At 68.7% G+C, this 25314-nt stretch carries 29 protein-coding genes; 17 read left to right on the top strand and 12 right to left on the bottom strand.

What is annotated here, in order from left to right; translation table 11 throughout:
- Position 1: 1 nt before the first annotated feature.
- The 4 genes from ACN6M5_RS12160 to ACN6M5_RS12145 are packed head-to-tail and all read right to left on the bottom strand — an operon-like array spanning position 2 to position 3028.
- Complete coding sequence (locus ACN6M5_RS12160) at positions 2-346, bottom strand: carboxymuconolactone decarboxylase family protein (RefSeq protein ID WP_218775130.1); 345 nt, start codon at positions 344-346, stop codon at positions 2-4.
- Positions 343-750: a (R)-mandelonitrile lyase gene (locus ACN6M5_RS12155; protein ID WP_434950150.1), complete on the bottom strand. Its 408-nt coding sequence runs from the start codon at positions 748-750 to the stop codon at positions 343-345. The genes ACN6M5_RS12160 and ACN6M5_RS12155 overlap by 4 nt, the downstream gene beginning before the upstream one ends.
- On the bottom strand, positions 747-1778 hold the full coding sequence (locus tag ACN6M5_RS12150) for a zinc-dependent alcohol dehydrogenase family protein (RefSeq protein ID WP_434950148.1): 1032 nt from the start codon (positions 1776-1778) through the stop codon (positions 747-749). Before ACN6M5_RS12150 ends, ACN6M5_RS12155 begins: the two co-directional genes overlap by 4 nt.
- Entirely contained in the window at positions 1766-3028 is a 1263-nt protein-coding gene (locus ACN6M5_RS12145) for a multidrug effflux MFS transporter (RefSeq protein WP_434950146.1), read from the bottom strand. Before ACN6M5_RS12145 ends, ACN6M5_RS12150 begins: the two co-directional genes overlap by 13 nt.
- A 102-nt stretch (positions 3029-3130) precedes the next feature.
- Here ACN6M5_RS12145 and ACN6M5_RS12140 point away from each other — a divergent pair, with 102 nt between their 5' ends.
- From ACN6M5_RS12140 to ACN6M5_RS12120, 5 genes are all read left to right on the top strand, one after another.
- Positions 3131-4000, top strand: coding sequence for a helix-turn-helix transcriptional regulator (locus ACN6M5_RS12140; protein ID WP_434950144.1), 870 nt, complete (start codon positions 3131-3133; stop codon positions 3998-4000).
- 53 nt (positions 4001-4053) lie between these two features.
- On the top strand, positions 4054-4659 hold the full coding sequence (gene dcd / locus ACN6M5_RS12135; protein WP_085368246.1) for a dCTP deaminase: 606 nt from the start codon (positions 4054-4056) through the stop codon (positions 4657-4659).
- Between the two features lie 34 nt (positions 4660-4693).
- Positions 4694-5221, top strand: coding sequence for a hypothetical protein (locus ACN6M5_RS12130; protein WP_085368245.1), 528 nt, complete (start codon positions 4694-4696; stop codon positions 5219-5221).
- Between the two features lie 45 nt (positions 5222-5266).
- Positions 5267-6340 carry an alpha/beta hydrolase gene (locus ACN6M5_RS12125; protein WP_434950141.1) on the top strand — a complete coding sequence of 358 codons (1074 nt, stop codon included), beginning with the start codon at positions 5267-5269 and terminating at the stop codon, positions 6338-6340.
- 143 nt (positions 6341-6483) lie between these two features.
- Positions 6484-7305, top strand: a complete 822-nt coding sequence (locus ACN6M5_RS12120; protein WP_434950139.1) for a M55 family metallopeptidase — start codon at positions 6484-6486, stop codon at positions 7303-7305.
- Positions 7306-7393: 88 nt separating this feature from the next.
- On the opposite strand, the gene ACN6M5_RS12115 is transcribed toward ACN6M5_RS12120, so the two are convergent.
- Complete coding sequence (locus ACN6M5_RS12115) at positions 7394-8038, bottom strand: TetR/AcrR family transcriptional regulator (protein WP_434950137.1); 645 nt, start codon at positions 8036-8038, stop codon at positions 7394-7396.
- A gap of 135 nt (positions 8039-8173) precedes the next feature.
- Here ACN6M5_RS12115 and ACN6M5_RS12110 point away from each other — a divergent pair, with 135 nt between their 5' ends.
- Entirely contained in the window at positions 8174-8476 is a 303-nt protein-coding gene (locus tag ACN6M5_RS12110; RefSeq protein ID WP_434950135.1) for a DUF1330 domain-containing protein, read from the top strand.
- Entirely contained in the window at positions 8476-9369 is an 894-nt protein-coding gene (locus ACN6M5_RS12105; RefSeq protein ID WP_434950133.1) for an SDR family NAD(P)-dependent oxidoreductase, read from the top strand. The genes ACN6M5_RS12110 and ACN6M5_RS12105 overlap by 1 nt, the downstream gene beginning before the upstream one ends.
- A gap of 49 nt (positions 9370-9418) precedes the next feature.
- Here the strand turns inward: ACN6M5_RS12105 and ACN6M5_RS12100 are convergent, their stop codons facing one another.
- Complete coding sequence (locus tag ACN6M5_RS12100) at positions 9419-10273, bottom strand: NAD(P)H-binding protein (protein WP_434950131.1); 855 nt, start codon at positions 10271-10273, stop codon at positions 9419-9421.
- 387 nt (positions 10274-10660) lie between these two features.
- Between ACN6M5_RS12100 and trpS the strand changes: the two genes are divergently transcribed.
- A complete protein-coding gene (trpS, locus tag ACN6M5_RS12095) occupies positions 10661-11713 on the top strand; it encodes a tryptophan--tRNA ligase (RefSeq protein ID WP_434950129.1) in 1053 nt (350 codons plus the stop codon).
- 18 nt (positions 11714-11731) lie between these two features.
- Here trpS and ACN6M5_RS12090 read toward each other — a convergent pair whose 3' ends face one another.
- From ACN6M5_RS12090 to ACN6M5_RS12080, 3 genes are all read right to left on the bottom strand, one after another.
- Positions 11732-12058: a ParB family protein gene (locus ACN6M5_RS12090; RefSeq protein WP_434950127.1), complete on the bottom strand. Its 327-nt coding sequence runs from the start codon at positions 12056-12058 to the stop codon at positions 11732-11734.
- Between the two features lie 184 nt (positions 12059-12242).
- Positions 12243-12794: an isopentenyl-diphosphate Delta-isomerase gene (gene idi / locus ACN6M5_RS12085; protein ID WP_434950125.1), complete on the bottom strand. Its 552-nt coding sequence runs from the start codon at positions 12792-12794 to the stop codon at positions 12243-12245.
- Positions 12795-12903: 109 nt separating this feature from the next.
- Entirely contained in the window at positions 12904-13743 is an 840-nt protein-coding gene (locus ACN6M5_RS12080; protein WP_434950123.1) for a winged helix DNA-binding protein, read from the bottom strand.
- 61 nt (positions 13744-13804) lie between these two features.
- Between ACN6M5_RS12080 and ACN6M5_RS12075 the strand changes: the two genes are divergently transcribed.
- From ACN6M5_RS12075 to ACN6M5_RS12065, 3 genes are all read left to right on the top strand, one after another.
- Complete coding sequence (locus tag ACN6M5_RS12075; RefSeq protein WP_434950121.1) at positions 13805-14518, top strand: MarR family winged helix-turn-helix transcriptional regulator; 714 nt, start codon at positions 13805-13807, stop codon at positions 14516-14518.
- 137 nt (positions 14519-14655) lie between these two features.
- On the top strand, positions 14656-15075 hold the full coding sequence (locus tag ACN6M5_RS12070) for a YciI family protein (RefSeq protein WP_168690496.1): 420 nt from the start codon (positions 14656-14658) through the stop codon (positions 15073-15075).
- 65 nt (positions 15076-15140) lie between these two features.
- A complete protein-coding gene (locus ACN6M5_RS12065; RefSeq protein ID WP_434950118.1) occupies positions 15141-16349 on the top strand; it encodes an RNA polymerase sigma factor in 1209 nt (402 codons plus the stop codon).
- Between the two features lie 86 nt (positions 16350-16435).
- Here ACN6M5_RS12065 and ACN6M5_RS12060 read toward each other — a convergent pair whose 3' ends face one another.
- Positions 16436-16849 (bottom strand): NUDIX hydrolase, encoded by a 414-nt coding sequence (locus ACN6M5_RS12060; protein WP_434950116.1) that lies wholly within the window; start codon positions 16847-16849, stop codon positions 16436-16438.
- 58 nt (positions 16850-16907) lie between these two features.
- Entirely contained in the window at positions 16908-18374 is a 1467-nt protein-coding gene (locus ACN6M5_RS12055) for an MFS transporter (RefSeq protein WP_434950114.1), read from the bottom strand.
- Between the two features lie 135 nt (positions 18375-18509).
- Between ACN6M5_RS12055 and ACN6M5_RS12050 the strand changes: the two genes are divergently transcribed.
- On the top strand, positions 18510-19553 hold the full coding sequence (locus ACN6M5_RS12050) for a hypothetical protein (RefSeq protein WP_434950112.1): 1044 nt from the start codon (positions 18510-18512) through the stop codon (positions 19551-19553).
- A 12-nt stretch (positions 19554-19565) separates the two neighbouring features.
- Here ACN6M5_RS12050 and ACN6M5_RS12045 read toward each other — a convergent pair whose 3' ends face one another.
- Entirely contained in the window at positions 19566-20306 is a 741-nt protein-coding gene (locus tag ACN6M5_RS12045; RefSeq protein WP_085368394.1) for a GTP pyrophosphokinase, read from the bottom strand.
- Positions 20307-20342: 36 nt separating this feature from the next.
- Between ACN6M5_RS12045 and ACN6M5_RS12040 the strand changes: the two genes are divergently transcribed.
- The 5 genes from ACN6M5_RS12040 (at position 20343) to ACN6M5_RS12020 (ending at position 25281) form a co-directional block, all read left to right on the top strand.
- Complete coding sequence (locus tag ACN6M5_RS12040; RefSeq protein ID WP_434950110.1) at positions 20343-20960, top strand: C39 family peptidase; 618 nt, start codon at positions 20343-20345, stop codon at positions 20958-20960.
- A gap of 202 nt (positions 20961-21162) precedes the next feature.
- Complete coding sequence (gene dnaK / locus ACN6M5_RS12035) at positions 21163-23025, top strand: molecular chaperone DnaK (protein WP_085368234.1); 1863 nt, start codon at positions 21163-21165, stop codon at positions 23023-23025.
- A 2-nt stretch (positions 23026-23027) separates the two neighbouring features.
- Positions 23028-23720, top strand: coding sequence for a nucleotide exchange factor GrpE (locus tag ACN6M5_RS12030; RefSeq protein ID WP_168690490.1), 693 nt, complete (start codon positions 23028-23030; stop codon positions 23718-23720).
- A 152-nt stretch (positions 23721-23872) separates the two neighbouring features.
- Entirely contained in the window at positions 23873-24862 is a 990-nt protein-coding gene (locus tag ACN6M5_RS12025) for a DnaJ C-terminal domain-containing protein (RefSeq protein WP_085368232.1), read from the top strand.
- A 2-nt stretch (positions 24863-24864) separates the two neighbouring features.
- Positions 24865-25281 carry a heat shock protein transcriptional repressor HspR gene (locus ACN6M5_RS12020; RefSeq protein ID WP_085368231.1) on the top strand — a complete coding sequence of 139 codons (417 nt, stop codon included), beginning with the start codon at positions 24865-24867 and terminating at the stop codon, positions 25279-25281.
- The last annotated feature ends 33 nt before the right edge of the window (positions 25282-25314 follow it).

The following is a 25314-nucleotide window of genomic DNA, read 5'->3' as shown; positions in this document are numbered from 1 at the left end:
GTCACCCCGCCGTGGCCTCGTCGCCGCCGAAGACCTCCTTCGCGACCGTCATGGCCGACATCGCCTTCGGCCAGCCGCAGTAGAACGCGAGGTGGGTGATCGCCTCGACCAGTTCATCCCGGGTCACCCCGTTGTCGCGGGCGAACGGCAGGTGGAAGCGCAGCTGGTCGACGTTGCCGCCCGCCACGAGTGCGGCGACGGTGATCAGGCTGCGGTCGCGCTTGCTGAGATCCTGTCGCTCCCACACCTCGTCGAACAGCACGCGGTCGGTGTAGTGGGCGATGCCGGGGGCGAAGTCCCCGAAGGCGCGCTGGCCGCCGGTCCAGCCGGTCGTCTCGTCGTTCACGGTCGCCGTCCTTCGTACTCGTCGTCGGTGATGTGCTCTTTCCAAGTGGTAGTGTCTGCAGGGTCGTCCGCGGACTCCAGCAGCGCGATGTGCTCCATGAAGCATCCGGGGGCGGCGGCGTGCCAGTGGTCCTGGCCGGGCGGGGTGTAGAGCGTCTGGCCGGGATGCACCTCGATGATGGTGCCGTCGCGGTCGCCGAACCGGGCGACGCCCGCCGTGACCCGCAAGTACTGGCCTCTCGCGTGCGAGTGCCAGGCCGTGCGGGCGCCCGGCGCGAAGCGCACGAGGGCTGCGGTCATCCGCTGGTCCGCCTCGTGCGGCGCGGCGATCGGGTCGACCCAGACGTCGCCGGCGAACTGCTCCGGCGGATTCTTGACGGTGGGAGCGGTCGGTTCGATGTTCATGCGTTCTCCGTTTCCAGCAGCACTTTGGTGGCGCGGCGCTCATCCATCGCCCGGTACCCCTCTGCCGCCTCCTCGAGCGGCAGGGTGAGGTCGAAGACCGCTCCTGCGTCGATGTCGTCATTCATGATCAACCCGATCAGCTCGGGAAGGAAGCGGCGGACCGGGGCGGGACCGCCGTGCAGGTGCACGCCGGAGAAGAACAGCTCATCGCCGGGCAGTTCCACCCCGTGCGAGACGCCGACGTAGCCGACGTGTCCGCCCGGCCGGGTGGCCCGGATGGCCTGCATCATCGACTCCTGGGTGCCGACCGCCTCGATGACCGAGTGCGCGCCGAGCCCGCCGGTGAGCTCCTTGATCTTCACCACGCCGTCGTCCCCGCGCTCCTCGACGATGTCCGTCGCGCCGAAGCGGCGAGCGAGCGCCTGCCGGTCGGCGTGACGGCTCATCGCGATGATGCGGTCGGCACCGAGCTGCTTCGCCGTGAGCACGGCGAGGAGGCCGACCGCTCCGTCCCCGACGACCGCGATCGTCTTCCCAGGACCGGCCTCGGCGGCGACGGCCGCGAACCATCCGGTGCCGAGCACGTCGGAGGCGGCGAGCAGCCCGCGGACCTGCCGCGGGGTTGGAGCCGTCGCGGTGGCGACGAGCGTGCCGTCCGCCAGCGGCACCCGGAGGAGTTCCGCTTGCGTGCCGAGCGCGCCCATCGGCACCCGATGGATGCAGTGGGACTGGTATCCGGCCTGGCAGAGTTCGCAGGTGTTGTCGGAGGCGAAGAACGACCCGACCACGAAGTCCCCGACCTTCACGTTCTTCACGTCGTCGCCGAGCTGCTCGACCACTCCGACGTATTCGTGCCCCATCGGGGTCGGGCCGGTGAGGGCATCCGTGCCGCGGTACGGCCACAGATCCGAGCCGCAGATGCAGGCGGCGGCGACGCGGATGATCGCATCCGTCGGCTCCTGGATGGTGGGGTCCGCGCGCTCTTCGACGCGCACATCCCGGGGTGCGTACATGACTACTCCACGCACGTTGGGGTTCCTTCCGTTGCGGGGTGGGTGATGCCGGCGCTCGCTCGCGCCGGACGGTGGAGGAAGACGAGCACGGCGGCCACCGCCAGGACGATCGACACCGAGGTGACCAGGCCGAGAGGCAGGATGCTCAGGGCGCCGGCGACGCCGACCAGCGGAGCGGCCACCCCTCCGAACGCGAAGCGTGCAGCGCCCAGGACAGAGGATGCGGTCCCTGCCATCTGCGGGTAGTCCGCCAGTGCGATGGTCGTCGACGGCGGGCTGGTGATCGCGGTGCCCGCCGCCAGGAGGAAGAGCGAGACGACGACCACGATCAGCGGGACATGCGCCAGGCCGGCGACCAGCAGCCCTGCGGCCCCGAGCCCGGCCACCGCGAGGCCGGTGACCAACGTGCCCAGCACGCTCCACGTCTCGCTGGCGCGTCCGGCCAGATACCCGAAGACCATGAATCCGGCCGAGTTCAGCCCGAAGGCGGCCGCGTAGCCCTGCGGGGACAGGCCGTAGACGCCCTGCAGCACGTAGGTCGCTCCGCTGAGGTACGCGAACAGAGCTGCGTAGACGAAGCCTTGCGCGATCACGGCGCCGACGAAACGGCGGTCGGCGAACAGCAGCCGCAGGTCGCGGCCGATGACGGAGAACCCCGCCGCCGTGCGCGCATCCGGGTGCAGTGTCTCCGGCAGCCGGAGGGCGACCCAGCCGAGGATGACGGCGCCGATCGCGGCGAGCACCAGGAAGAGCCCGCGCCAGTCGAGCACCGCGGTCAGCGCCCCGCCGAGCAGCGGCCCGACGATCGCGGCGAACCCGCCGACCACCGTCAGCCGCCCGTAGAACCGGATGAGCCTGCCGCCGTCGTACACGTCGCGCCCGGCTGCCTGCGCGATCACGATGCCGACGCCCCCGGCGATGCCCTGCACCAGCCTGGCGGCGATGAGGGTGTCGACGGTGGGGCTCACCGCGCAGAGGACAGACACGATTACGTAGGCCGCGACGCCGATCAGTGCGGGGCGCCGCCGCCCGAACCGGTCGGACAGCGGCCCGGCGATCAGCTGCCCGGCGGCCAGCCCGATCAGGCAGGCCGTGACGGTGAGCTGCGCCGTGGAGGTCGCCGCCGCCAGCTCGGTGGTGAGAGCAGGGAGAGCGGGAAGGTAGAGGTCCATCGAGATCGGGCCGAAGACGGTCAGCACCAGCAGAAGCGTGGCGAGTCCGCGTCCGGCGGGAACCAGGGCGGTGGTCGGGAGAGAAGCTGTCACGACATCAAGCACACCCCTGTCGTGCCGCGCGAGGGAGTCTCTGACGAGAGGTGTACTGGCAGGGCACCCCTCCCGGCCGAATCCTGACCTACCCTCGACTGCATGGACAATCGAGCAGAGGTGCGTGAGTTCCTCATGTCGCGCAGGGCGAAGCTCGTGCCGGAACAGGCAGGGCTCCCTGCCGGGACCGGGCGCAGGGTCGCCGGGCTGCGTCGCTCGGAAGTGGCGATGCTCGCCGATGTGAGCGTGGAGTACTACGCCAAACTGGAGCGCGGTGCCATCGCGGGCGCGTCGGCCGCGGTCCTCGACGCCGTGGCGCGGGCGTTGCAGCTCGACGACACCGAGCGGGCGCACCTGTTCGACCTCGCTCGTGCGGCAGACGGCATCCCGGTCTCCGGGCGCCAGCGGAGGCGGGCGGGCACGAGCCCGGCTGCGCGTCCGAGCCTGCACTGGGCGCTGGAGGCGTTCACCGACGGTGTCGCGGTCGTGCGCAACGCACAGTCGGACGTGATCGCGGTCAACGCTCTGGGGCGGGCGTTCTACTCGCCGCTGATCGGCGACGGAGGGCGCACGCCGAACCTCGCCAGGTTCCAGTTCCTCGATCCCGTGTCCCGCGACTTCTATCCGGACTGGGACCTGTTCGCCGACATGTGCGTCGCCATGATGCGCGCAGAGGCGGGCAGGGATCCGCACAACAGGGCCATGCAGGATCTCGTCGGCGAGCTCTCGACGCGGAGCGAGACGTTCCGTCGGCTGTGGGGTGCGCACAACGTCCGCACACACGGTGCGGGCACGAAACGCTTCCACCATCCGGTCGTCGGCGAGCTGACCCTCGCCTTCGAGGAGTTCGCGGTGACGGCGGAGCCGGGCCATGTGCTCCTCGTCTACACGGCGGAGCCCGGCTCTCCCTCGGCCGAACGGCTGCGGCTGCTCGCCTCGTGGGCCGCCGAGCACGCGGGCGTCGCGCGCTGACCCCGCGCCCGGTTTCCCTCGGCGCGCCACGCGCATCCCGGTAGGCTGATCCCGTGCTTCTCTCAGACCGCGACATCAAGGCCGAGCTCGGCTCCGGCCGTATCGCTCTCGAACCGTTCGACGTGTCGATGGTGCAGCCGTCGAGCGTCGATGTGCGCCTCGACCGCTTCTTCCGGCTGTTCGACAACCACAAGTACCCCTTCATCGATCCAGCGGAGGACCAGCCCGAGCTGACCAGGCTGGTCGAAGTGGATGCTGACCAGCCGTTCATCCTGCACCCCGGTGAGTTCGTTCTCGGCTCCACCTTCGAGCTGGTCTCGCTTCCGGACGATGTCGCCGCCCGGCTCGAGGGCAAGAGCTCGCTCGGTCGCCTCGGTCTGCTCACGCACTCCACCGCGGGCTTCATCGACCCGGGATTCTCCGGGCACGTCACGCTCGAACTGAGCAACGTGGCCACCCTGCCGATCAAGCTCTGGCCCGGCATGAAGATCGGGCAGATGTGCTTCTTCCGGCTCACCTCCGCGGCCGAGAAGCCGTACGGGTCGAGCGAGTACAGCTCGCGATACCAGGGCCAGCGCGGCCCGACGGCGTCGCGTTCGTTCCTCAACTTCCACCGCACGGACGTGTCCACGACAGAGGCGGGTCGCACCGCCGGTTGATCGCGTCCGTCCCATCCTCCCGGAGGGCAGAACCATGAGCGAGACGACAGACGCAGCGTTCGCGCGGGCACTCGTGGCGGCGGGCCCGACGCCCGTGCGGCCGCAACGGATGCAGTTGTTCGGCCAGCTGGTCGGCAGCTGGCGGGCGGAGTGCCGGTTCCTCGACGAGGAGTCGGGCGCGTGGTCGGAGTTCACGACCGACTGGCTGTTCGCGTACACGCTCGGTGGCCGAGCCGTTCAGGATGTGCTGGTCGCCCCGGCAGCGTCCGACCCGTCGATGACGGAGGCGAAGGGCACCACGATCCGGGTCTACGACGCGGTGCTCGGGCTGTGGAGGGTGAGCTGGTTCGGCGCGGTCGCCGGCGACTTCTGCACGCTCGTCGCGAGCGCCCACCACCGCGACGGGATCCGCCAGGACGGCACCCAGACCGACGGCAGGCCGATCCGCTGGAACTTCAGCGCGATCACCGCTGACTCGTTCTCCTGGGACGGCTGGGTGTCCGACGACGAGGGCAGCACCTGGTGGCTGGAGCAGCACATCGACGCCACCCGCACGGGCTGAGCGGGGCGCATCCCGCGCATCCGGCGCATCCAATAGGGTCATCCCGTGGGGACTCGTATACATAAACGCTGGTATGACAGCGTCGTCTCGGTCGTGTTCATGGCGCTGGGGCTCGCGGTGGTCACCGTCCTGGTGGTGGCGTTCTTCAACCCGTGGCCGTCCGCGCTGCTCATCCGGGCGCTGTTCGAGCGCGGCGCCGCCGACACCGTCGCGGAGATGGAACCGTACGTCCCGAAATCCGGGGTGGATGCGCACCGCGACATCGCGTACGGGGACGCCGGATCCGACACCTCGCTGGACGTGTTCACGCCCACCGGCGAATCCACCCCGTTGACCACGGTGGTCTGGATCCACGGCGGTGCCTGGATCTCCGGCGACAAGTCCAACGTGGACCCGTACGTCCAGATCCTCGCCTCGCACGGCTACACCACGGTCTCCCTCAACTACACGATCTCGCCGGAGACCACGTACCCCACCGCGCTGAACCAGCTCAACGACGCCCTCGGCTTCCTCGTCGAGCACGCAGCCGAGTACAACATCGACCCGAACAGCATCGTGATCGCCGGCGACTCCGCCGGTTCCCAGTACACGGCGCAGCTCGCCACCATCGTCACCAACCCGGCATACGCCGAGCGCGTCGGCGTCACCCCGACGCTGACCGCGAAGCAGCTCAAGGCCGTCATCCTCAACTGCGGGATCTACGACGTGCGCGGCATCCCGGACGCCCCCGGCATCGGCGGCTGGGGCTTCCGCATCGCGCTCTGGTCGTACCTCGGCGCGAAGGACTGGTCGAAGACCCCGGGCGGCCGGGACATGTCCACGATCGAGGACGTGACCGCCGACTTCCCGACCACGTGGATCTCCGGCGGCAACGCCGACCCGCTCACCGACAGCCAGTCGAAGCCGCTCGCGAAGAAGCTCGAAGGCCTCGGAGTGGATGTGACGAGCGTCTTCTACCCGGCCGACGAGTCGCCCGCCCTGCCCCACGAGTACCAGTTCCACCTCGACTTCGCGAAGGCGCGCTCAGCCCTGCAGTCGACCATCGTGTTTTTGGACCGGGTCAAAGCATCCGGGGCCGAGGGTGCCAGCGTCGAGCTGGAGGGGTCGAAGACTCACTGAGCGTCAAAAGCATGCATAATCATGAATGCTCCCGGCGCTACCGACGGGGTGTGAGTGAACGTGAGTGGGAGAACACGCTCGCCGACGGACTGAGAACAGACTCAGACACCGAACCGTGACGACGTCCGTCTTATGATGCGGTGATGCGAGTTCTGATCTCTGTGGACATGGAAGGCATCGCCGGGGTGGTCGACCGCGCCGACATCGCACCGGGCTCCCCGGAGTGGGCGCTGGCCAGGGAGTGGATGACCGACGAAGCCAGCGCGGCCGTCCGCGGGGTGCTCGCCTTCGACCAGGACGCTGAAGTGCTGGTGTGCGACGCCCACGCGAAGTACCGGAACATCCTGCCGCAACGGCTCGACAGACGAGCGCGACTGGTTCGCGGCACTCCCCGCCCCCAGGACATGCTGACCGGCATCGACAGCGCAGTGGATGCGGTGTGCCTGATCGGCTACCACGGCCGGGCCGGAACCGCCGAGTCGGTCCTGGCGCACACGATCAGCGGCGCGGTCATCTCGTCCGTGCGCATCGACGGGACGACCCTGGGCGAGATCGGCCTGAGCGCAGCCCTGGCAGCACACTACGGGGCCGTTCCGGTGCTGGTCAGCGGCGACGACACGGTGGCCGCTGAAGCCGAGGATGTCGCTCCGGGCATCCGGGCGGTGGTCGTCAAGTGGGCTCGCGGAGGTCACGCCGCCGAGAACCTTCACCCGGCCGTCGCCAGCGAGCGCATCGAGCAGGCCGTGCCGGAGGCTCTCGCAGCCCGCGCATCCGTGCGGCCTCCACGATTCGCCGGGCCCGTCGACCTGGAGGTGGATGTGCGCCGGCCCGAGATGACCGAGCGTGCTCTGCTCATCCCGGGCATGGAACGCCGCGGACCCTCCACGCTCGGATTCTCCGGCCTCGGCCTCCCGGAGAGCTACGGGCTGGTGGGCGTTATCGCAGACCTCGCGGGCATCCCGTGACTTGCGTGACTCGCGTCCGCTGAGCGTGCCCATCGAGCGAGCGTGGGCAATGGATGCGCGCCGCCTCACCGCGCATCGACGCCGCGCTCTAGCTGGAGACAGGGCCTGGCGCACGGTCGCCGCTGACATTGGTGCCGATGGTGAGGGCGAGGAGGGTGTTGATCGCCGTCTCGTACGGGCGGGGATTGCGCTCCGCCTGGGCGAGCAACAGCCCTCCTTCAAGAGCCGCGAGAAAGGTGGTCGCAAGGTCATCGGGGTCGATGCCAGACGGGAGCTTCCCGTCGGCATGGAGAGACCTGAGTCCTTCGCTGAGAGTGGTGGCCCACTGATCGAATCCTGTCGCGATGTGCGCGCGGGCCTCGGGGTCACTCTCGGCTAGTTGACCGACGAGCGAGCCGAGTGGGCACCCTCCCTTGCCCTGGTCCTGGCTCACTCCGGTGATTACCATGTTCCGCCAGGCCTCGACTCCGTTCTCGCTGCTCAGGGCCTGCCGGTGATTCTCGACGATGGTTTCCGCCTGGTAGTCGATGACCGCCTGGACGAGCTCGTTCTTGTCGGGGAAGTAGTGGTACATCTGCGAGCCGCTGACGTCCGCCGCCACTTTTACATCGTCCAAGGTGGCCCCCGCCACACCACGCTCATGGATCAGCGCGGCCGCCTCCCGCACGATCCGTGCTCGAGTGCGGGCACCCTTGGCGGTGAGCCTCGGTCGGTCGGTTGGCGCATCAATCATGCACCGATGTTAGCACTTTCTGGGTTTGACAACCCATTCGCCCATGCCCATACTGAGTTGCGTGACCCATTTTTGAGGCCTCACCCCGAAGTCGACCACCAACGACAAACGACAACCGAGCTGAGGAGTATCCCCATGAGCGCATACCTAGTCGTCGAATTCACGGTCAAGGATCCGGACGTTTATCGCGACGAATACAGCGCCAACGCTGGGAAGACCGCGAAGAAGTACGGGGCCGAGCCTGCCGCCGCCGGCGCGTGGCAGATCCTGGACGGCGAGCCCACGCTGTCCTCGGGAGCGATCATGCGGTTCCCCGACCGTGAAGCGGCCCTCAGCTGGTACAACTCACCCGAATATCAGGAGCTGATCGAGGTCCGCGGCGTCGCTATGGATGCCCGATTCCGCCTGATCGATGGCATGCCGGATCAGACCGCCTGATGAGCACGTTCTCTGACCAATTCGCTGGACGGCTCGACGGTCAGACCGTCTTGATCACCGGCGCCAAGGGCGGCATCGGCTACGAGACCGCCCGCGGCGCCGGCAACAGTGGCGCCACCGTGCTGGTTCACGCACGAGGCGCCGACAATGCGCAGCAAGCGGTCGAGCGGCTGGCCAGCACCGGCAACGGCAACGGTGAGTACATCGCCCTCGCTGGCGACCTCGGATCGCTTGCCGGCGTCCGGGAGCTGGTCGATGCCGTGCAGCACGCCAGCCCACAGGGGTTGAACGGGCTGGTCAACAACGCGGGTGCCGCGTTCTCCCGCAAGGAACTGTCACCCGACGGATACGAGCGGACGATCGCCATCAATCACGTCGCGCTGGCGGCGTTGACGGGCGGCCTGCTCGACCTTCTCCGCAAGGGTGCTGAGGAGTTCGCGACGCCGTCGAGAGTCGTGAACATGACGGCGGTGATCGAGTCGCGAGGCAACCTGATCACCGATTGGAGTTACCCGGGCACGTTCAAACAGATCCAGGCATACGGCGACGCCAAATTGCTGGCCCTGATGTACACCTACGCCCTGGCCCGTCGGTATGAGGGCGACGGTCTGACCTTCAACGCGGTCAGCCCCGGCGCGGTCAAGACCACGCTCGGCAGCAAAGCCGGTGGTCCATTCAAATTCATCCAGGCAGTGACCAATCCGTTCATCGGGCCGCCGGAGAAGGGGTCGCGCGGCTGCGTGCGTCTGCTGGCGGACCCCGAACTCGCGACCGCCACCGGCGGCTACTACAGCTCCGCGCAACTCAAGAAGTCATCGAAGAAGTCTCGCGACCGTGCCGCTCAGGATCGCGTGTACGAGCAGACCGAGCAGGAGCTGCGCATCCACCGTTGACAGGCGAACAACCGATTGGAGAATGCCGTGGCTGAACACCGGTAGCGGCCTACCCTTCGTGTGGGATGGAACCTCCGTCCTCGGACCGGTGCTGGTCGAGCGAGCCCGCAAGCTCTCCCACGACGACGCGGATGTCGGCCGGTGCCCGGCCCAAGAGCTCGGCGAGGTCAGGGCTCTCGACCCCGAAAACGCCGCGTCGGATGAGCGGAAAGAGGACGGCGAAGGGTCCGGTGTCTGCGTCATCGACGTCCTCGTGGCTGATCGGTCGCCCGAGAGTCACCGTCAATGCCGCTGCCAGGTCGCTGAAATCCCACCGGGGGCCGCGAAGCTCCCACAGTGTCTTCTTCGGCATGGTGAAGGAGGCAGTCGCGGCAGCTTCGCCGAGGTCGGCGATCGCTGCGGTTGTCAGGCTCTGCCCGTTGCTCGCCGACGTGATCGATCCATCGGCAGTGGCCTGGGCGATGGCGCGCTCGACGAACGCATCCGTGTACAGCGCATTTCGGAGAGTCGCGTGATGGACACCGCTCTCGGTGAGCGCGTCCTCGGCGGCGGAGTGGCCGGGATCGTGCCGCGCTCCGATCCCGCTCGTGTAGACCACGTGACGCACCCCGGCGGCCACAGCCGACTCGACGACAGTGCGGTGCTGCACGGCCCGCACTGACGGGTCCAGAACCGGGCTCGAAACGACGATGGCACGGTCGACCCCCGTGAAGGCGGCGTCCAGGGAGGCAGGATCCGAGTAGTCCCCGATGTGGGCAGCGAGGCCGCGAGCCGCGAAATCAGCTGCGGCCCGGTCGGTGCGCACGAGGACGCGCACGTCTGACCTGGGGACGCGTTCGAGCAGGCTGCGCAGCGCAGCGCTCCCGAGGTTGCCGGTCACTCCGGTCACAAGAAAAACAGTCATTACGTACTCCAGTCGAGGGATTCTGTGTGGGTCGGATCAAGCGGGAACCCGAAGGCGGGCTCCCCCTCGAAGGCGCACAAAATCGCCATCCCTGGACGGCGTAGCGGACTACTGCGGCGAGAGTGGATGCGAGTTAGGCAACACGACGAATGAGCATTCGCTTCACTGTAGACCGAGAGCGTTCACACTCACCACCTCGGATCCGGACGGCGGCACGTTGACCGGCGTGCGCGCGAATGGTCGTAGGCTTGTGGCATGCGCTCAATGCACTCTTCGTGGTGGTGGCTGCACTAGCAGCCGCTTGACGCATGTTCGCGGGCTGCACGGCAGCCCGCGAGATCCGCGGAAACTCTTCCCCGTGCGGCCCCTCATCGGAAGGGAATCGCCATGGACTCGTTCGCCGCCACTCGCTCACGCATGCCCGATCTGGAGGACCGGATCGCTGCAGATCCGGGTGGGTTCCGGGTTCTCACCGGGGAGCGACCGACGGGAAAGCTGCACCTCGGATACTACTTCGGAACCATTCGAGAACGCGTGCGGCTCCAGGCTCTCGGCGTTGAGACGTTCGTGATCCTCGCGGACTACCAGGTCATCACCGACCGCGACACCTCTGCCCATGTCGCCGACAGCGTCAGGTCCGCCGTCCTCGACTACCTCGCGGCCGGGCTCGACCCGACCACGACGACGATCTTCACTCACTCGGCCGTCCCAGCGCTGAACCAGCTGATGCTGCCGTTCCTCAGCCTCGTCACCGAGGCGGAGTTGCGCCGCAACCCGACGGTGAAGGCGGAACGTGCCGCATCCGGACGCGCGCTGAGCGGCCTGCTGCTCACCTACCCGGTGCATCAAGCGGCCGACATCCTGTTCTGCAAAGGCAACCTGGTCCCGGTCGGCAAAGACAACCTGCCCCATATCGAGCTGACGCGCACGATCGCCCGCCGCTTCAACGACCGCTACGGCCAGGTCTTTCCCGAACCGGAAGCGATGGTCACGGATGCGCCGGAAATCCCGGGACTCGACGGCCGGAAGATGTCGAAGAGCTATGGCAATGCGATCGCACTGTCGATGACCACAGACGAGACCGCGGACGCGATCCGGCGCACGCGCACCGATGGCGAACGCGTCATCACGTACGACCCGGAGCGGCGCCCCGGCGTCTCCGGACTGCTGTCGACCGCAGCGCTCTGCCGCGGCACCACGCCCGAACAGATCGCCCAGCAGATCGGCGACCGCGGAAGCGTGATGCTCAAGCAGCTCACGACCGATGCGGTCAACGACTTCCTCGCCGCCCATCGGCGTCGACGTGCCGAGCTGGAGTCAGACCCCGCCGTCGTGAGCGATGTTCTCCGAGGCGGCAACGAGCGGGCGAACGTCATCGCAGACAGCACACTCGCGGAAGTCCGCGATCACATGGACATGGGGTACGCGAACGCGCGCTAGCCGACCGGCGTACGTGACCTACTGGGCGACGGCGGTACCTGCCTCGCCGTGCTCGCCGGCTGACGCGATCTCGCTGCGTGGGCGGCGGCCGGGAGTCAGCCGCTCAGGTCCGCCGAGGTATGGTCGCCCGTCGTTGTAGAGCGCTTCGCGGCGTTCCAGTTCCGCGACGAGCGCCTTCTCCATCAGGTCGGACCAGCTCTGGTCGGATTCGTGCTGCTTGGTCGCCTCGAAGGCCGCGCGCGAGCGCTGGCGCACGGACGATCGCAGATAGAACGAGACGGAATTGCGCTCGTCGTCGTCCGCCATCACTGCTACCCCCGGCCCGCTCGATGCTGTCGTGGACACGACGCTAGGGGATGCGCGGGGCTCGCCACGAGACGATTCGCGCCCGAACGGTAGCCGATTCCCGCCACCGTTTGCGGGCGCCGCCGGGGGTGAGATGCATGTCCCGCGCGGAATACGGCGAGCTAGTTATCCACAGTGAATTACACAGGTGGAAATAATGAGTTCATTTCATTGTTCGGCCGACTCAGATCAGGTCGGACGCCTCGAGACTCGTGTCGGCATACAGTGCGGGCAGCTGCAGCGTGAGCCACGGGCTGAACGCCCACGGCGTCGCCTCGACGGTGTCGAGCAGCACGCGCGGGTCCACCCAGCGCCACTCCGCCACCTCGCTCGGCTCCGGAGCAAGCTCGCCGGAGATCGTGGCCGTGTACACCGGGCACACCTCGTACTCGACGATGCCAGCCGCATCCACTGCCCGGTAGCGGAAATCGGGGAGAGCGACCACCAGGTTGTCGATCGCGGCGCCCAGCTCCTGACCAGCACGGCGCGCGATGGCGTCCTCGAAGTCTTCGCCGGGGGCCGGATGCCCGCAGAACGAGTTCGTCCACACGCCGGGCCAGGTCAGTTTGCTCAGCGCCCGCCTGGTGACCAGGATGCGTCCATCGCCGTCGAACAGGTGACACGAGAACGCCAGGTGCAGGGGCGTGTCCGTGGTGTGGACGGTCGCTTTGTCGGCGACCCCGATCGGGGTGCCGTCGTCGGCGAGCAGGACGACCTCTTCGCGGGATGCGGTCATGCATCCATTCTCGCCGATCAGGACGCGGGCGCTTGCCCCCGCCGCACGGCGGAACGCGAACGCGCCCCGGTCCCTGGGGAACCGGGGCGCGCCTGCGTGGTCACGGTGCTCACTCCGTCGCGTCGGACGGCTGACCGTCCTGGGCGGGGCGCTCACGCCAGCCGAGGTTGCGGGCCATCGCCTCGAGCGTTTCGAGCGTGGTCGTGTAGTCCTCGTCCGCGATGCCGGCGGTCACCGCATCCCGGACTCCCTGGATGCGCGCCAGCGCCGACTCGTACGCCGCACGCCCGACCTCGGTCAGCTCGACGCGCTCGTTGCGCTCGCCGGACAGGGTGACCCATCCGCGCTCCGCGAAGTCGGCGACGGTCGACTCGACGCGGGAGGAGGGGGAGTGGTGCCCGCGAGGGTGGTCGTGGTGGTGGGGGTGCTCGCCGTGAGCGTGCGGGTGCTCCCCGTGGTGGTGGTCACCGTGCGGGTGCTCGCCGTGGTGGTCGTGGGGGTGCTGGTGGCCATCGGCGAACGGGCCGGGGCGGTGCGGGTGCTCCCCGTGGCGCTGTGCGCGCAGCTCCTCGAAGCGCTGACGGCGTTCCTCCCAGAAGGCGGCGCGCTCGCTGTCGGAGGCGAATCGGGGGTGGTCGCCGAAGCGACCGTGCCCGTCGCCGTCGCGCCGGGACTCACCGCGGCCGTACCATCCGCGCGCGCCGCCGAACGGCATGCGGCCTCTGCCGCCTCGGTTGTCTCGGCCTGCCCGTCCACGGCGGGGCGGGAGGGCAGCGGCGACCTCGTCGACGGTGGCGGCGCCGTCGGCGATCGTGCTGAGGATGCGCCAGCTTCCGCGGCGGAGGTCGAAGTCGGAGAGCTCGTCGCGCATCCGGTGGCGGAGCTCGTGCTCGATGACGCCGAACCAGTAGGCCGGCGGGGTGGTGTGTGAATTCGTGTGGGTGTTCATTGTCGAACCCTTTCCTATTGCATGTACTGTTACAAGCAGTTGTATGATTACATACATGGAAATGGATGGTCAAGCCCCCGAATCCGATTCGCAGGATGCGGACATCGTCGCGCTCGTCGAGCAGTCGCTGATGGCCGTGCGTCACGACCAGTCGCGGCGCCGGATGCACGGAGGCCCGCCCAGCCACGGGATGCCCGGACGCCCGCCGTGGCAGGACAGCTTCGGCCGCACCGCCCACGGCGGCCCGGGCTGGGGTGGTCACGGCGACCACCACGACCCGCGCACGCACGACCACGGCGAGCATGGCGAACACGGTGGTGGCGATCAGGAGCCGGGTACTGGCGCGGGCCCCTTCCCCGGCTTCCCCGCGTTCGGCGACTCCGGCCGATCCGGCCCCGGACGCCGCGGCCGCCCCGACGGCTCACTCGGACGCGCCGCCCGCTTCCGGATGCTCGACGTGCTCGAAGCGGCCGAGCGCGACGGCACGACGTACTCGATCAGCACCCTCGCGCCCGCCATCGGCGTCGACCAGCCGCGGGCGAGCAGGCTCGTGCAAGAGGCGGTCGATCGCGGCCTCGTCAGCAGGGTCACCGATCCGGCGGATGCGCGGCGCACCCTCATCCAGTTGACCGCCGCGGGACGCAAGCAGATCGGCGAGGTGCGCACCCACCGGCGCTCGGCGGTGGAGCAGGCACTCGCGACGTTCACGCCGCAGGAGGCGCGGGAATTCGCCGACCTGTTCGCCCGGTTCGTGCGGGCGTGGCCGCGCGACTGACCGCCGACACCCGCATCCCACCCCAGCGCCCAAAAGAATTTCTGAAATCTCCCCGCATTCATGTCGATCGGGGCTCGCGCCGTTCGACCTCTGGGTGCAAAGGTCGAAGAGCGACCTCAGATCAAGGAGAAAACCCAATGTCCAAGTACATGCTCATCCTGCGGCCCACCGAGGCTGCTGCGGCGGCTTTCGCGAACGTCGACTTCACCGAGGTCCTGGATGCGATGGGCCGGTTCAACGACGAGCTCATCCGGGCCGGCGTGCTGCTGGCCGCCGAGGGTCTCGCCGACCCGAGCGAGGGCGTGGTCGTCGACTTCACGGGGGAGGCGCCGGTGGTCACCGACGGTCCGTACGGGGAGACGCGCGAGCTGTTCAACGGCTACTACATCCTCGACGTCGCCTCTGTGCAGGAGGCCGTCGAGTGGGCGAAGCGGGCGCCGATGACGTCTGGCAGCATCATCGAGATCCGCCGTGTGCCGTCGATCGACGAGTTCCCCCAGGACAACGAGTGGATCCAGAAGGAACGCGCCTGGCGCGAGCAGACCGGGCAGCTCTGAGCACGCCTGGCTCACCCAATCCGGCGCCCACCCCGGCGCGCGCGGCGGTCGAGGCGGTGTGGCGGATGGAGTCAGCCCGCATCGTCGGCGCCCTCGCGCGGTACACCGGCGACTTCGGGCTCGCCGAAGACCTCGCCCAGGAGGCGCTCGCCGAGGCGCTCGTCTCCTGGGCGGTCGACGGCGTCCCTGCGCAGCCGACCGGCTGGCTGCTGACCGTCGGGCGGCGCCGGGCGATCGACTCGTTCCGCAGGAGGGCGGCCCGCGATGAGCGGTATGCGCTCCTCGCCCGCGACCTGGAGGAGGAGTTGCCGGGCGCAGACGCCCTGTTCGCTCCGGATGCCATCGACGACGACGTGCTCGCGCTCATGTTCGTCAGCTGTCACCCCGTCCTCTCCCGGGAGGCGAGGATCGCGCTGACGCTGCGGGTCGTCGGCGGTCTCACGAGCGAGGAGATAGCGCGGGCGTTCCTCGTGCCGGTTCCGACCATCCAGGCCAGGATCACTCGCGCGAAGAAGACCATCGCCGCCGCGCGCATCCCGTTCGCGATCCCGGAACCCGACGAGCGCGCCGAACGCCTCGGCTCGGTGCTGCAGGTGGTCTATCTGGTGTTTTCGGAGGGCTCGTTCGCATCCACCGGCCAGACGTGGATGCGCACCGACCTCGCCGACGAGGCCAGGCGGCTGGCCCGAGTGCTGGTGCGCCTCGCCCCCGAGCCGGAGGTGTTCGGCCTGCTGGCGCTGATGGAGCTGACCGCCGCGCGCTTCCCGGCCAGGATGGATGCGCGGGGCGAGCCGATCCTGCTCGAAGACCAGGACAGGGGCCTGTGGGATCAGGCGGCGATCCTGCGGGGTCGCGCAGCGCTCGCGCACGCCGCCTCCGCCGGTCGCGGACTCGGGGCGTACGGTCTGCAGGCATCGATCGCCGAGTGTCACGCGGTGGCGCCGTCGGTGGCGGATACCGACTGGAAACGCATCGTGCTGCTCTACGAGGCGCTCGGCCGGCTGGCCCCGTCGCCGGTCATCGAGCTGAACCATGCGGTCGCGGTGGCCATGTCCGACGGCCCGGCAGCGGGCCTCGCGCTCGTCGACGCGATGATCGCGCGCGGCGACCTTGCGGGCTCCTACCTGCTTCCGGCCACCAGAGGCGAGCTGCTGACGCGCCTCGGCCGACGGGATGCGGCCATCGCCGCCCTCGAAGAGGCGCACGCCTCCTGCCCGTCACCCCCCGAGCGCGCCGCCCTCTCCCGCAAGCTCGCCGCCCTCCGCGCCCCCTGACCGGCCCCCGCCCTGCTCCCGCCCGGCCCCCAAGCCATCGAGTCCGAACTTATGCACGCGACACGCCGCGCCGAGCGTGCATAACTTCAGACTCGATCGTCGGGGAGCAGCGCGAGCGCAGGGATGACGCGGTCGCGGAGCAGCGGGGCGAGGTCGCCCAGCGGGTCGGCCGGGTCCGACCAGCGCAGCTCGGCGATCTCCGCAGCGGCCACCGGCACGCCGGTGAGGTCGGCCGCGTACACCGTCGCGTCGAGCGTATGCCCGGGTTCGTTCGCGGCGTCGGCCTCCCACGCGCCAAGCAGCCGGAGTTCGTCGATGGCGAGCCCGATGCCCACCTCCTCGCGCACCTCCCGCACCGCGGCCTCGGCGGCGGACTCGCCGGGCTCCGGCTTGCCGCCGGGCAGCATGAACCGGGATGTTCCCCGCTTGCGCACCGTGAGCACGTGCCCGTCCTCCCTGACGAACGCGACGGCGGACACGGTGATCACGGGGTGCGGCATGCCTCGAGCGTATCCCGGCAGCATCCCGCGCCGATGTCCCGCCTCCGCGTCCACTCGATTACTTCGTGGCGCGCACCGGGATGAGGAGGGCGAGGCCCGCGGCCAGCACCAGCACGATCCCGAGGATGCCCCAGTACTGCGCGCCGCCGACCGCGACGAACGTCGCGAACAGCAGCGGTGCGAGGAACGAGACGGCGCGCCCGGTGGTCGCGTACAGCCCGAACACCTCGCCCTCTCGGCCGGCGGGCGTAACCCTGGCGAGGAACGTCCTGCTCGCCGACTGCGCCGGCCCGACGAACAGGCAGAGCACGAGGCCGCCGATCCAGAACGCCGTCGCGCCGAGGTCGTGCGCGAAGAACACCGCGAGCCCGGCGATCACGAGGCCGACCAGGGAGGTGACGATCACCGGTTTCGCGCCGAACCGGTCGTCGAACCGGCCGGAGATGAAGGTGCTGATGCCCGCGACCACGTTGGCCGCGATCGCGAAGATGATGACGTCGCCGCTGCTGAACCCGAACGTGCCCTGGGCGAGGATGCCGCCGAACGTGAACACGCCGACCAGCCCATCGCGGAACAACGCGGACGCGATCAGGAAGAGCACCGTGTTCCTGCTCTCCTTCCACAGCGTCCCGATGTCGCGCACCAGCACGCCGTACGACTGGAAGAACCCGACGCGCGGGCGGCGGGAGCCGATCGGCATCTCCGGCACGGCGATGAGCACCGGCAGCGAGAAGATCAGCGTCCAGGCGGCGGCGATCAGCGCGATGATCCGGATGTTGAGGCCGGCGTCCTCGGTGACGTGGAGCATCCCGCCCGTGCCGTCGTCGTTGCCGGTGACGAGACCGAAGTAGACGATGAGGAGCAGGACGATGCCGCCCAGGTATCCCGCGCCCCAGCCGAACCCGCTGACCCGGCCAACGGTCTTCGGCGTGGAGACCTGCACCAGCATCGCGTTGTAGTTGACCGTCGCGATCTCGTAGAAGATCGTTCCGACGGCCACCAGGACCACTCCGAACAGGAAGTAGCTCGGCTCGCCGACCACGAAGAACATCAGCGCGGTCATCACCACGACCACGCCGGTGTTGATGCCGAGCCACAGCTTGCGCCTGCCGGACCCGTCGGTGCGCTGCCCGAGCACCGGCGCGATCAGGGCGACCACGATGCCCGCGATGGCGAGCCCCCAGCCGAGCCCGCTCGACAGCGGAGCCTCTGCCGCGGTGACGGCGGCGTGGGCCGGTCCTTTGAGGTCGGTCTCCGCATCCCGGGCGGCGACGAGGGCGGGGTCGACGAACAGGCTGCCGGTCAGATAGACGGTGAACACGAACGTGGTGATGACCGCGTTGAACGCCGCGCCGCCCCAGTCCCACAGCGCCCACGACACCACCTGACGACGCGGGATGCGCCGCTCGGCCGAACTGTCCACGAACAGCGGAGAGGTCGAGGTGACCAGGGCGTCGGTGTTCGCGGGCGCCGGCTGCTTGCCGCGCTCGGCGTCGCTGCCGTTCGCGCTCGGGGGAGTGCTCATGTGCACAGCGTATGGGTTCGCGGTTGCCGGAGGGTGAACCGGGACGCCGTGGCGCGCCCGGTGCCGATGATCCGTGCGCGCACGGTTCCCGCTGTCGTCCGGACGCCGGTAGGCTCGCGGCCGAAGGTGCTCCGGATGCGCAATATGTCCGGAGCGGCATACGAGGCACGGGAGGCTGGAATGACCGCTACGGCGCACGAGGTTCGACAGTACGGCTGGGTGCGGCATCTGCTGCCCCGCATCGTGATCGGCGCGCTCATCGCCGCCGCGCTTGTCGGTGTGTACGCGGTCGTCATCGGCCGGTTCGACGAGACGTGCTGGCGGCTCATCGGCACCATCGCGCTGCTCGTCTTCTTCTCGCTGGTGTCCTGGTACGACGCGGACGTCTCCGCCCGGCGCGCTCCCTGGTTCGGGGTGGTCAGCGTGATCACGTCCGCCTACCTACTGATGGCCGGGCTGGCGAAGATCTGGGTGCCGGTCGCGGGCGGACCATACGATCCGTTCGCCTACCGCCCGTGGTGGGAGCCGTTCGCCTGGTTCGCACTGGTGGCGGTGACCAGGCTCGGCCTGCTGCACATCCATCTGGTGCTGAACACGCAGCGCCGGTTCACGGGCCCGGTGATGAGCAACGTGACCGTGGTGACCCTGCTGCTCGTGGGTGCGCTGACGCTCGGCCTCTCGCTGCCGCTTGCACTGCCGACGGTGGACTTCGGCGAGACGTACTGGCGCCTGCTGGCGGTGGTGGCGATCCTGGATGCGCTGGGCACGATCCTGATCCCGCTCACCTACTCGCTGTTCGGGCCGAAGGCGGCGGCGCAACAGCCGCAGCAGCCTGCGTTCGCACAGTGGCAGGGGCAGGCGCCGGCGCTCGCGCAGGCGTTCGCCCAGCAGGCGTTCCCGTCGGCGCCACCCGCCGCATCCACCCCGCCCATGGCGTTCACGCCGCCTGTCGCGCCTGCTGCGCCTGCATTCCCCGCCCAGGCCGCACCCGGCGCACTGGCTGCACCAGCAGCACCCGCCGCATCCACCCCTCCGGCCCCGGTGCCGCCGACCGCTGCATACCCGCGGCTCGACGCCGCCGCCGGGCTGCGGCTGGAGTGGCCGCGCTACATCAGCGGCCAGCCACTCCCGGCTCGCGCCGACGGCTCCCCGGACTTCACCGGCGTCGTCGGATACTGACCCGCGGGAGGCCTAGATCGCGATCGGCAGCGTGTACTGGTTGCCGCCGTGGTTGCGCACCTGGCGGTGCAGGCTCTCCATCGTGATGTCGAGCTGGTTCGCCTTCACGGCGGCGTCCGTGAGGTCGCGCAGCAGCTCATCCGGCACCTCGCCGTCGTACTTGTAGTAGATCTTGTGCTCGAGGCTCGCCCAGAAGTCCATCGCGACCGTGCGGATCTGCACCTCGACGGGCACGGCAATCGGCCCGCCGGACAGGAACACCGGGACCTCGACGATCGCGTGCAGGCTCTTGTAGCCGTTGGGCTTCGGGTGCGCGATGTAGTCCTTCACCCGCAGCACGTTCACGTCCGCCTGCGCGGAGAGCAGCTCGAACACGTGGTAGACGTCGGAGACGAAGCTGCAGACGATCCGGATGCCCGCGATGTCGGTGATCGCCTCCCTGATCGCGTCGAATGACGGCTCGCACTCTTTGCGGACGATCTTCTGCTCGATGCTCTCCGCCGACTTGAGCCTGCTGTTGATGTGCTCGATCGGGTTGTAGTCGTGCAGCTCGGCGAACTCTTCGCGGAGGATCGACACCTTGGTGGAGATCTCGTCGATGCCGAACTTGTAGGGCATGATGAACCGCGCGAAGTCCGTGTTGAACGCCTGCACCTCATCCAGAGTCGCCGGGTCGATGTTCTGCAGAGCCTCGATGGCCCTGGACGACAGCAGCGGGCCGTTGTGATCGACGTGAAAGGACTCCGGAACCATGTACAGCACGCTATCGACGGTCCTTGTGGAGGCGGTGTGAATCCGCGGGGTTCGTCCTTCCCGTACGAGTCGCAGTGGGGCGACCCGCGCTGCAACGAGGCGCTGATCGTCCGCGGCGAGGACCCGGCGGCCTTCCACGACTGGATGCTGGACGGGTACGCGACCGCCGACGAGTACCGCTACTGGGCGCGCAACGTCTGCGGCCTGGCCTGCCTCCGTTCGGTGGTGCGGGTGTGGCGGCCGTCCGCCGCCGACGCGACGATGCGCGAGCTGATCGACGGGGCGATGGATGCGGGAGCGCTCGTCCCGGAGGAGCACACCGTCCGCGGCCTTTACTACCGTCCGTTCCTCTCCTGGATCGCCGACGAGTTCGGCCTGGACGGCGAGGTCGTCGAGGGGTCGACCGCGCGCGAGCACTTCTCGGCGGTGGCGCCCGGCGTCGTGGCCATCGCATCGGTCACGCCGGAGATCCGCTACCCGAACCGTCCCAACGAGCGGGTCGGCGGCCACCTCGTTCTCGTGCACGGCTTCGACGGGGAGACGGTGTCGTTCCACAACCCGTCCGGCATCGGAGCGACGGCGGCAGACGCATCCCTCCCCGTCGACGAGTTCGAGCGCTTCTACGCCGGCCGAGGGATGCTCCTCCGCGACTGAGCGATCACGGCTGGTCGCGCCGTTTTCCCGCCGATTCCGGGAATGAAACCCCTCTCCCCAAAGTTGAGTCTAGTGTGCTCAAGTTTCGAGCTCGCAGCTTGACAGCCTCCCGAGTGGATGCCACACTTGAGCCGTCGGGACTCAACTCTCGACCCCCAGCTTTTACAACCGAACATTCAGCAACAAAAGGAGAACAGCACATATGTCACGTGCAGTAGGAATCGACCTCGGAACCACGAACTCGGTCGTCGCCGTCCTCGAGGGTGGCGAGCCCACCGTCATCGCCAACGCGGAGGGCTTCCGCACCACCCCGTCGGTCGTCGCGTTCACGAAGGACGGCGAGGTGCTCGTCGGCGAGACCGCCAAGCGCCAGGCCGTCACCAATGTCGACCGCACCATCGCGTCGGTCAAGCGCCACATGGGCACCGACTGGACGGTCGAGATCGACGGCAAGAAGTACACGCCGCAGGAGATCTCGGCCCGCATCCTCGCCAAGCTCAAGAGGGACGCGGAGCAGTACCTCGGAGACACCGTGACGGACGCCGTCATCACCGTCCCCGCGTACTTCAACGACGCCGAGCGTCAGGCCACCAAGGAGGCCGGTGAGATCGCGGGCCTCAACGTGCTCCGCATCATCAACGAGCCCACCGCAGCCGCACTCGCGTACGGCCTCGACAAGGGCAAGGAAGACGAGCTCATCCTGGTCTTCGACCTCGGTGGTGGAACCTTCGACGTCTCCCTCCTCGAGGTGGGCAAGGACGACGACTTCTCGACCATCCAGGTCCGCGCGACCGCCGGTGACAACCGCCTCGGTGGAGACGACTGGGACCAGCGCATCGTCGAGTGGCTGATCAAGCGCTTCAAGGACTCGACCGGTGTCGACGTCTCGAAGGACAAGATCGCCCTGCAGCGTCTGAAGGAAGCCGCTGAGCAGGCCAAGAAGGAGCTCTCGTCGAGCATGTCGACGAGCATCCAGCTGCCGTACCTGTCGCTGACGGAGAACGGCCCGGCCAACCTCGACGAGACGCTCACCCGCGCCCAGTTCGAGCAGATGACCAGCGACCTCCTCGACCGCACCAAGAAGCCGTTCCAGGACGTCATCCGTGAGGCCGGCATCAAGGTGTCCGACATCTCGCACGTCGTGCTCGTCGGTGGTTCGACCCGCATGCCCGCCGTGAGCGAGCTCGTGAAGCAGGAGACCGGTGGCAAGGAGCCCAACAAGGGCGTGAACCCGGATGAGGTCGTCGCCGTCGGCGCCGCACTCCAGGCCGGTGTCCTGAAGGGCGAGCGCAAGGACGTCCTGCTCATCGACGTGACCCCCCTGAGTCTCGGTATCGAGACCAAGGGCGGCATCATGACGAAGCTGATCGACCGCAACACCGCGATCCCGACCAAGCGCAGCGAGACCTTCACGACCGCGGACGACAACCAGCCGTCCGTCGCCATCCAGGTCTTCCAGGGCGAGCGCGAGTTCACCCGCGACAACAAGCCGCTCGGCACCTTCGAGCTCACCGGCATCGCCCCGGCACCCCGTGGCATCCCGCAGGTCGAGGTGACCTTCGACATCGACGCCAACGGCATCGTGCACGTGTCCGCCAAGGACAAGGGCACCGGCAAGGAGCAGTCGATGACGATCACCGGTGGATCCTCGCTGCCGAAGGACGACATCGAGCGCATGGTGCGCGAGGCGGAGGAGCACGCGGCCGAGGACAAGAAGCGTCGGGAGACCGCCGAGACCCGCAACACGGCCGAGCAGCTCGCATACTCGATCGAGAAGCTGATCAAGGACAACGAGGACAAGCTCCCCGAAGACGTCAAGAACGAGGTCCAGGGCGACGTCGACGCGTTGAAGACCGCACTCGCGGGCGACGACGAGGACGCTGTCAAGACCGCGTACGACAAGCTCAACGCGAGCCAGCAGAAGCTCGGAGAGGCGATCTACTCGTCCGCTCAGGCCGACGCGGGCGCCGGTGAGCAGGCTCCTGCAGGTGACCAGCCCGCCGAGGAGAACTCGGACGAGGATGTCATCGACGCAGAGGTCGTCGAAGACGAGGAGAAGAAGTAAGCATGTCGGACCAGAACCCCAACGGGCAGGGCGAAGACCCTGAGCGCGAGGAGCCGGTAGTCCGCGACAAGCGGAGGATCGACCCCGAGACCGGCAAGGTTCGGCAGCCGGCGGGCCAGGATGGTCAGGACGGCCAGGAGGGCGGGGACGCCGGAAACGACGCCCCCGACCTCGCCCACGAGGAACTCGTCGATGTCGGCCCGGCCGACGGCGAGGGCCTCGGGTCCTTCCTCTCCGACGAAGACCTGGACGTGCTGAGCGGCCAGTCGACGGCGGACCAGCTCGCGGCCGAACGGCTCGCCGACCTCCAGCGGGTCACCGCGGAGTACGCGAACTACCGCAAGCGGACGGAGTCCAACCGCGAGATCGAGCGCGAGCGCGCGGTCGGCGACACGGTGAAGAGCCTTCTTCCCGTGCTCGACGACCTCGACCGTGCCGAGAAGCACGGCGACCTCGAAGAGGGCAGCGCCTTCTCGACCATCGCGGCCAAGCTCCGGACCACCGCTGAGCGACTCGGCCTCACGCCGTACGGCGAGAAGGGCGACCCGTTCGACCCGCAGATCCACGAGGCGATCTTCCAGCAGCCGACCCCCGGCGTGACGGTCGACACCGTCGCGGACGTGGTCGAGACGGGCTACAAGCTCGGCTCCACCACGGTGCGGGTGGCCAAGGTCGTCGTCGCGGTTCCGGCCTAGGCTCCGGATGCGCACGCCACGCGAAGCGGCGGGATACTCATCCCGCCGCTTCCGTGGTGCGCGCTCGCGATAGATGCAGACTTCATACACACAGACTTCACACCAACAGACTTCAAACCTACAGGCACACTCAGGCTGAGAAAGGAGGCGCCGTGGCAAGCCAGGACTGGTTCGACAAGGACTTCTACAAGGTTCTTGGCGTCTCCAAGGACGTCACCCCCGCGGAGCTCAAGAAGGTCTACCGCAAGCTCGCGCGCAAGTATCACCCGGACTCCAACCCGGGCGACCCGGCGGCAGAGGCCAAGTTCAAGGAGATCAGCGAAGCGCACTCCGTGCTCGGTGATCCCGAGCAGCGCAAGGAGTACGACCAGATCCGCGCGATGGGCTCCGGCGCCCGCTTCACCGCGCCGGGCTCTGCAGGCCAGGGCGGCTTCGACGACGTGTTCGGCGGGATGTTCGGCGGCGGTGGCAACCGCGGTTACAGCTACCAGCAGGGCGGCAACTTCGACGACGTGTTCGGAGGGCTGTTCGGCAACAGCGGCGGTGGCTTCGGTTCGGCGAGCGGCGGATTCCGCGGCTACGGCGGACCGACCCGCGGCCGCGACGTGACAGCGCACACCACCATCGACTTCATCACGGCGACCAAGGGCGAGACCATCACCCTGCAGGCGTCCGACGGCAAGCCGATCAAGGTCAAGATCCCGGCCGGCGTCGCCGACGGGCAGAAGATCAAGCTGCGCGGCAAAGGCCAGCCCAGCCCCGATGGCGGGGAGCCTGGCGACATCGTCCTCACCGTCACCGTGCGCAAACACCCGGTGTTCGAGCGCGACGGCCTCAACCTGCGCGTCACGGTTCCCGTGACGTTCGCGGAGGCGGCCCTCGGCGCGACCATCGAGGTGCCGACGCTGGGCGGCGACCCCGTCAAGCTGCGCGTCGCCCCCGGAACGCCGAGCGGCCGCGTGCTGCGCGTCAAGGGCCGCGGGGTGCAGACCTCGAAGGGCACCGGCGACCTGCTCGCCGTCGTTCAGGTGGCCGTGCCGTCGCACCTGTCCGCCGAGGCCCAGGAGGCGCTCAAGGAGTTCGCCGCGAAGCTTCCGGACGAGAACCCGCGCGAAGAACTGCTCGCCAAGGCCCGCACCTGATCATGGATGAGAACAGCCAGGTCTTCGTGATCTCGATCGCGGCCGAACTGGCGGGGATGCATCCACAGACCCTCCGCCAGTACGACAGGCTCGGTCTCGTCAGCCCGAGCAGGACGGCGGGCAAGTCCCGCAGGTACTCGATGCGGGATGTGGCGAAGCTGCAGGAGATCGCGCGGCTCGGTGCGGAGGGCGTCAGCCTGGAAGGGATCAGGCGCATCCTGGACCTGGAGGATCAGGTGGGAGCGCTGACCACCCGGGTGCGCGAACTGGAGACGGCGCTGGCCGACGAGCTCCTGAACCGCCCTGGCCACCGCGTGTTCGCCGCCGGTCCCGCGGGCGAGGTCGTCTCGCTGCGAGCGGGCACCCGCACCAGGCGCAGCACCCAGGTGGTCGTCTGGCGCCCGCTCGACAGAGACTGAGGCAGCAGGACCAAACCGAGGACTAAAAGCGCG

The organism is Leifsonia araucanica, assembly GCF_051161895.1.
GTDB lineage: Bacteria > Actinomycetota > Actinomycetes > Actinomycetales > Microbacteriaceae > Leifsonia.
Note: the sequence above shows the minus strand (reverse complement) of the source record. Positions and strands in the feature narration are given on the sequence as shown.

What these genes read in the sequence shown, in the direction of transcription:
- ACN6M5_RS12155 (WP_434950150.1), bottom strand. Translation starts at nt 750, where the DNA reads ATGAACATCGAACCGACCGCTCCCACCGTCAAGAATCCGCCGGAGCAG.
- ACN6M5_RS12140 (WP_434950144.1), top strand. Translation starts at nt 3,131, where the DNA reads ATGGACAATCGAGCAGAGGTGCGTGAGTTCCTCATGTCGCGCAGGGCG.
- ACN6M5_RS12130 (WP_085368245.1), top strand. Translation starts at nt 4,694, where the DNA reads ATGAGCGAGACGACAGACGCAGCGTTCGCGCGGGCACTCGTGGCGGCG.
- ACN6M5_RS12120 (WP_434950139.1), top strand. Translation starts at nt 6,484, where the DNA reads ATGCGAGTTCTGATCTCTGTGGACATGGAAGGCATCGCCGGGGTGGTC.
- ACN6M5_RS12115 (WP_434950137.1), bottom strand. Translation starts at nt 8,038, where the DNA reads ATGATTGATGCGCCAACCGACCGACCGAGGCTCACCGCCAAGGGTGCC.
- ACN6M5_RS12110 (WP_434950135.1), top strand. Translation starts at nt 8,174, where the DNA reads ATGAGCGCATACCTAGTCGTCGAATTCACGGTCAAGGATCCGGACGTT.
- ACN6M5_RS12105 (WP_434950133.1), top strand. Translation starts at nt 8,476, where the DNA reads ATGAGCACGTTCTCTGACCAATTCGCTGGACGGCTCGACGGTCAGACC.
- ACN6M5_RS12100 (WP_434950131.1), bottom strand. Translation starts at nt 10,273, where the DNA reads ATGACTGTTTTTCTTGTGACCGGAGTGACCGGCAACCTCGGGAGCGCT.
- trpS (WP_434950129.1), top strand. Translation starts at nt 10,661, where the DNA reads ATGGACTCGTTCGCCGCCACTCGCTCACGCATGCCCGATCTGGAGGAC.
- idi (WP_434950125.1), bottom strand. Translation starts at nt 12,794, where the DNA reads ATGACCGCATCCCGCGAAGAGGTCGTCCTGCTCGCCGACGACGGCACC.
- ACN6M5_RS12080 (WP_434950123.1), bottom strand. Translation starts at nt 13,743, where the DNA reads ATGAACACCCACACGAATTCACACACCACCCCGCCGGCCTACTGGTTC.
- ACN6M5_RS12075 (WP_434950121.1), top strand. Translation starts at nt 13,805, where the DNA reads ATGGATGGTCAAGCCCCCGAATCCGATTCGCAGGATGCGGACATCGTC.
- ACN6M5_RS12070 (WP_168690496.1), top strand. Translation starts at nt 14,656, where the DNA reads ATGTCCAAGTACATGCTCATCCTGCGGCCCACCGAGGCTGCTGCGGCG.
- ACN6M5_RS12065 (WP_434950118.1), top strand. Translation starts at nt 15,141, where the DNA reads ATGGAGTCAGCCCGCATCGTCGGCGCCCTCGCGCGGTACACCGGCGAC.
- ACN6M5_RS12060 (WP_434950116.1), bottom strand. Translation starts at nt 16,849, where the DNA reads ATGCCGCACCCCGTGATCACCGTGTCCGCCGTCGCGTTCGTCAGGGAG.
- ACN6M5_RS12055 (WP_434950114.1), bottom strand. Translation starts at nt 18,374, where the DNA reads ATGAGCACTCCCCCGAGCGCGAACGGCAGCGACGCCGAGCGCGGCAAG.
- ACN6M5_RS12050 (WP_434950112.1), top strand. Translation starts at nt 18,510, where the DNA reads ATGCGCAATATGTCCGGAGCGGCATACGAGGCACGGGAGGCTGGAATG.
- ACN6M5_RS12045 (WP_085368394.1), bottom strand. Translation starts at nt 20,306, where the DNA reads ATGGTTCCGGAGTCCTTTCACGTCGATCACAACGGCCCGCTGCTGTCG.
- dnaK (WP_085368234.1), top strand. Translation starts at nt 21,163, where the DNA reads ATGTCACGTGCAGTAGGAATCGACCTCGGAACCACGAACTCGGTCGTC.
- ACN6M5_RS12030 (WP_168690490.1), top strand. Translation starts at nt 23,028, where the DNA reads ATGTCGGACCAGAACCCCAACGGGCAGGGCGAAGACCCTGAGCGCGAG.
- ACN6M5_RS12020 (WP_085368231.1), top strand. Translation starts at nt 24,865, where the DNA reads ATGGATGAGAACAGCCAGGTCTTCGTGATCTCGATCGCGGCCGAACTG.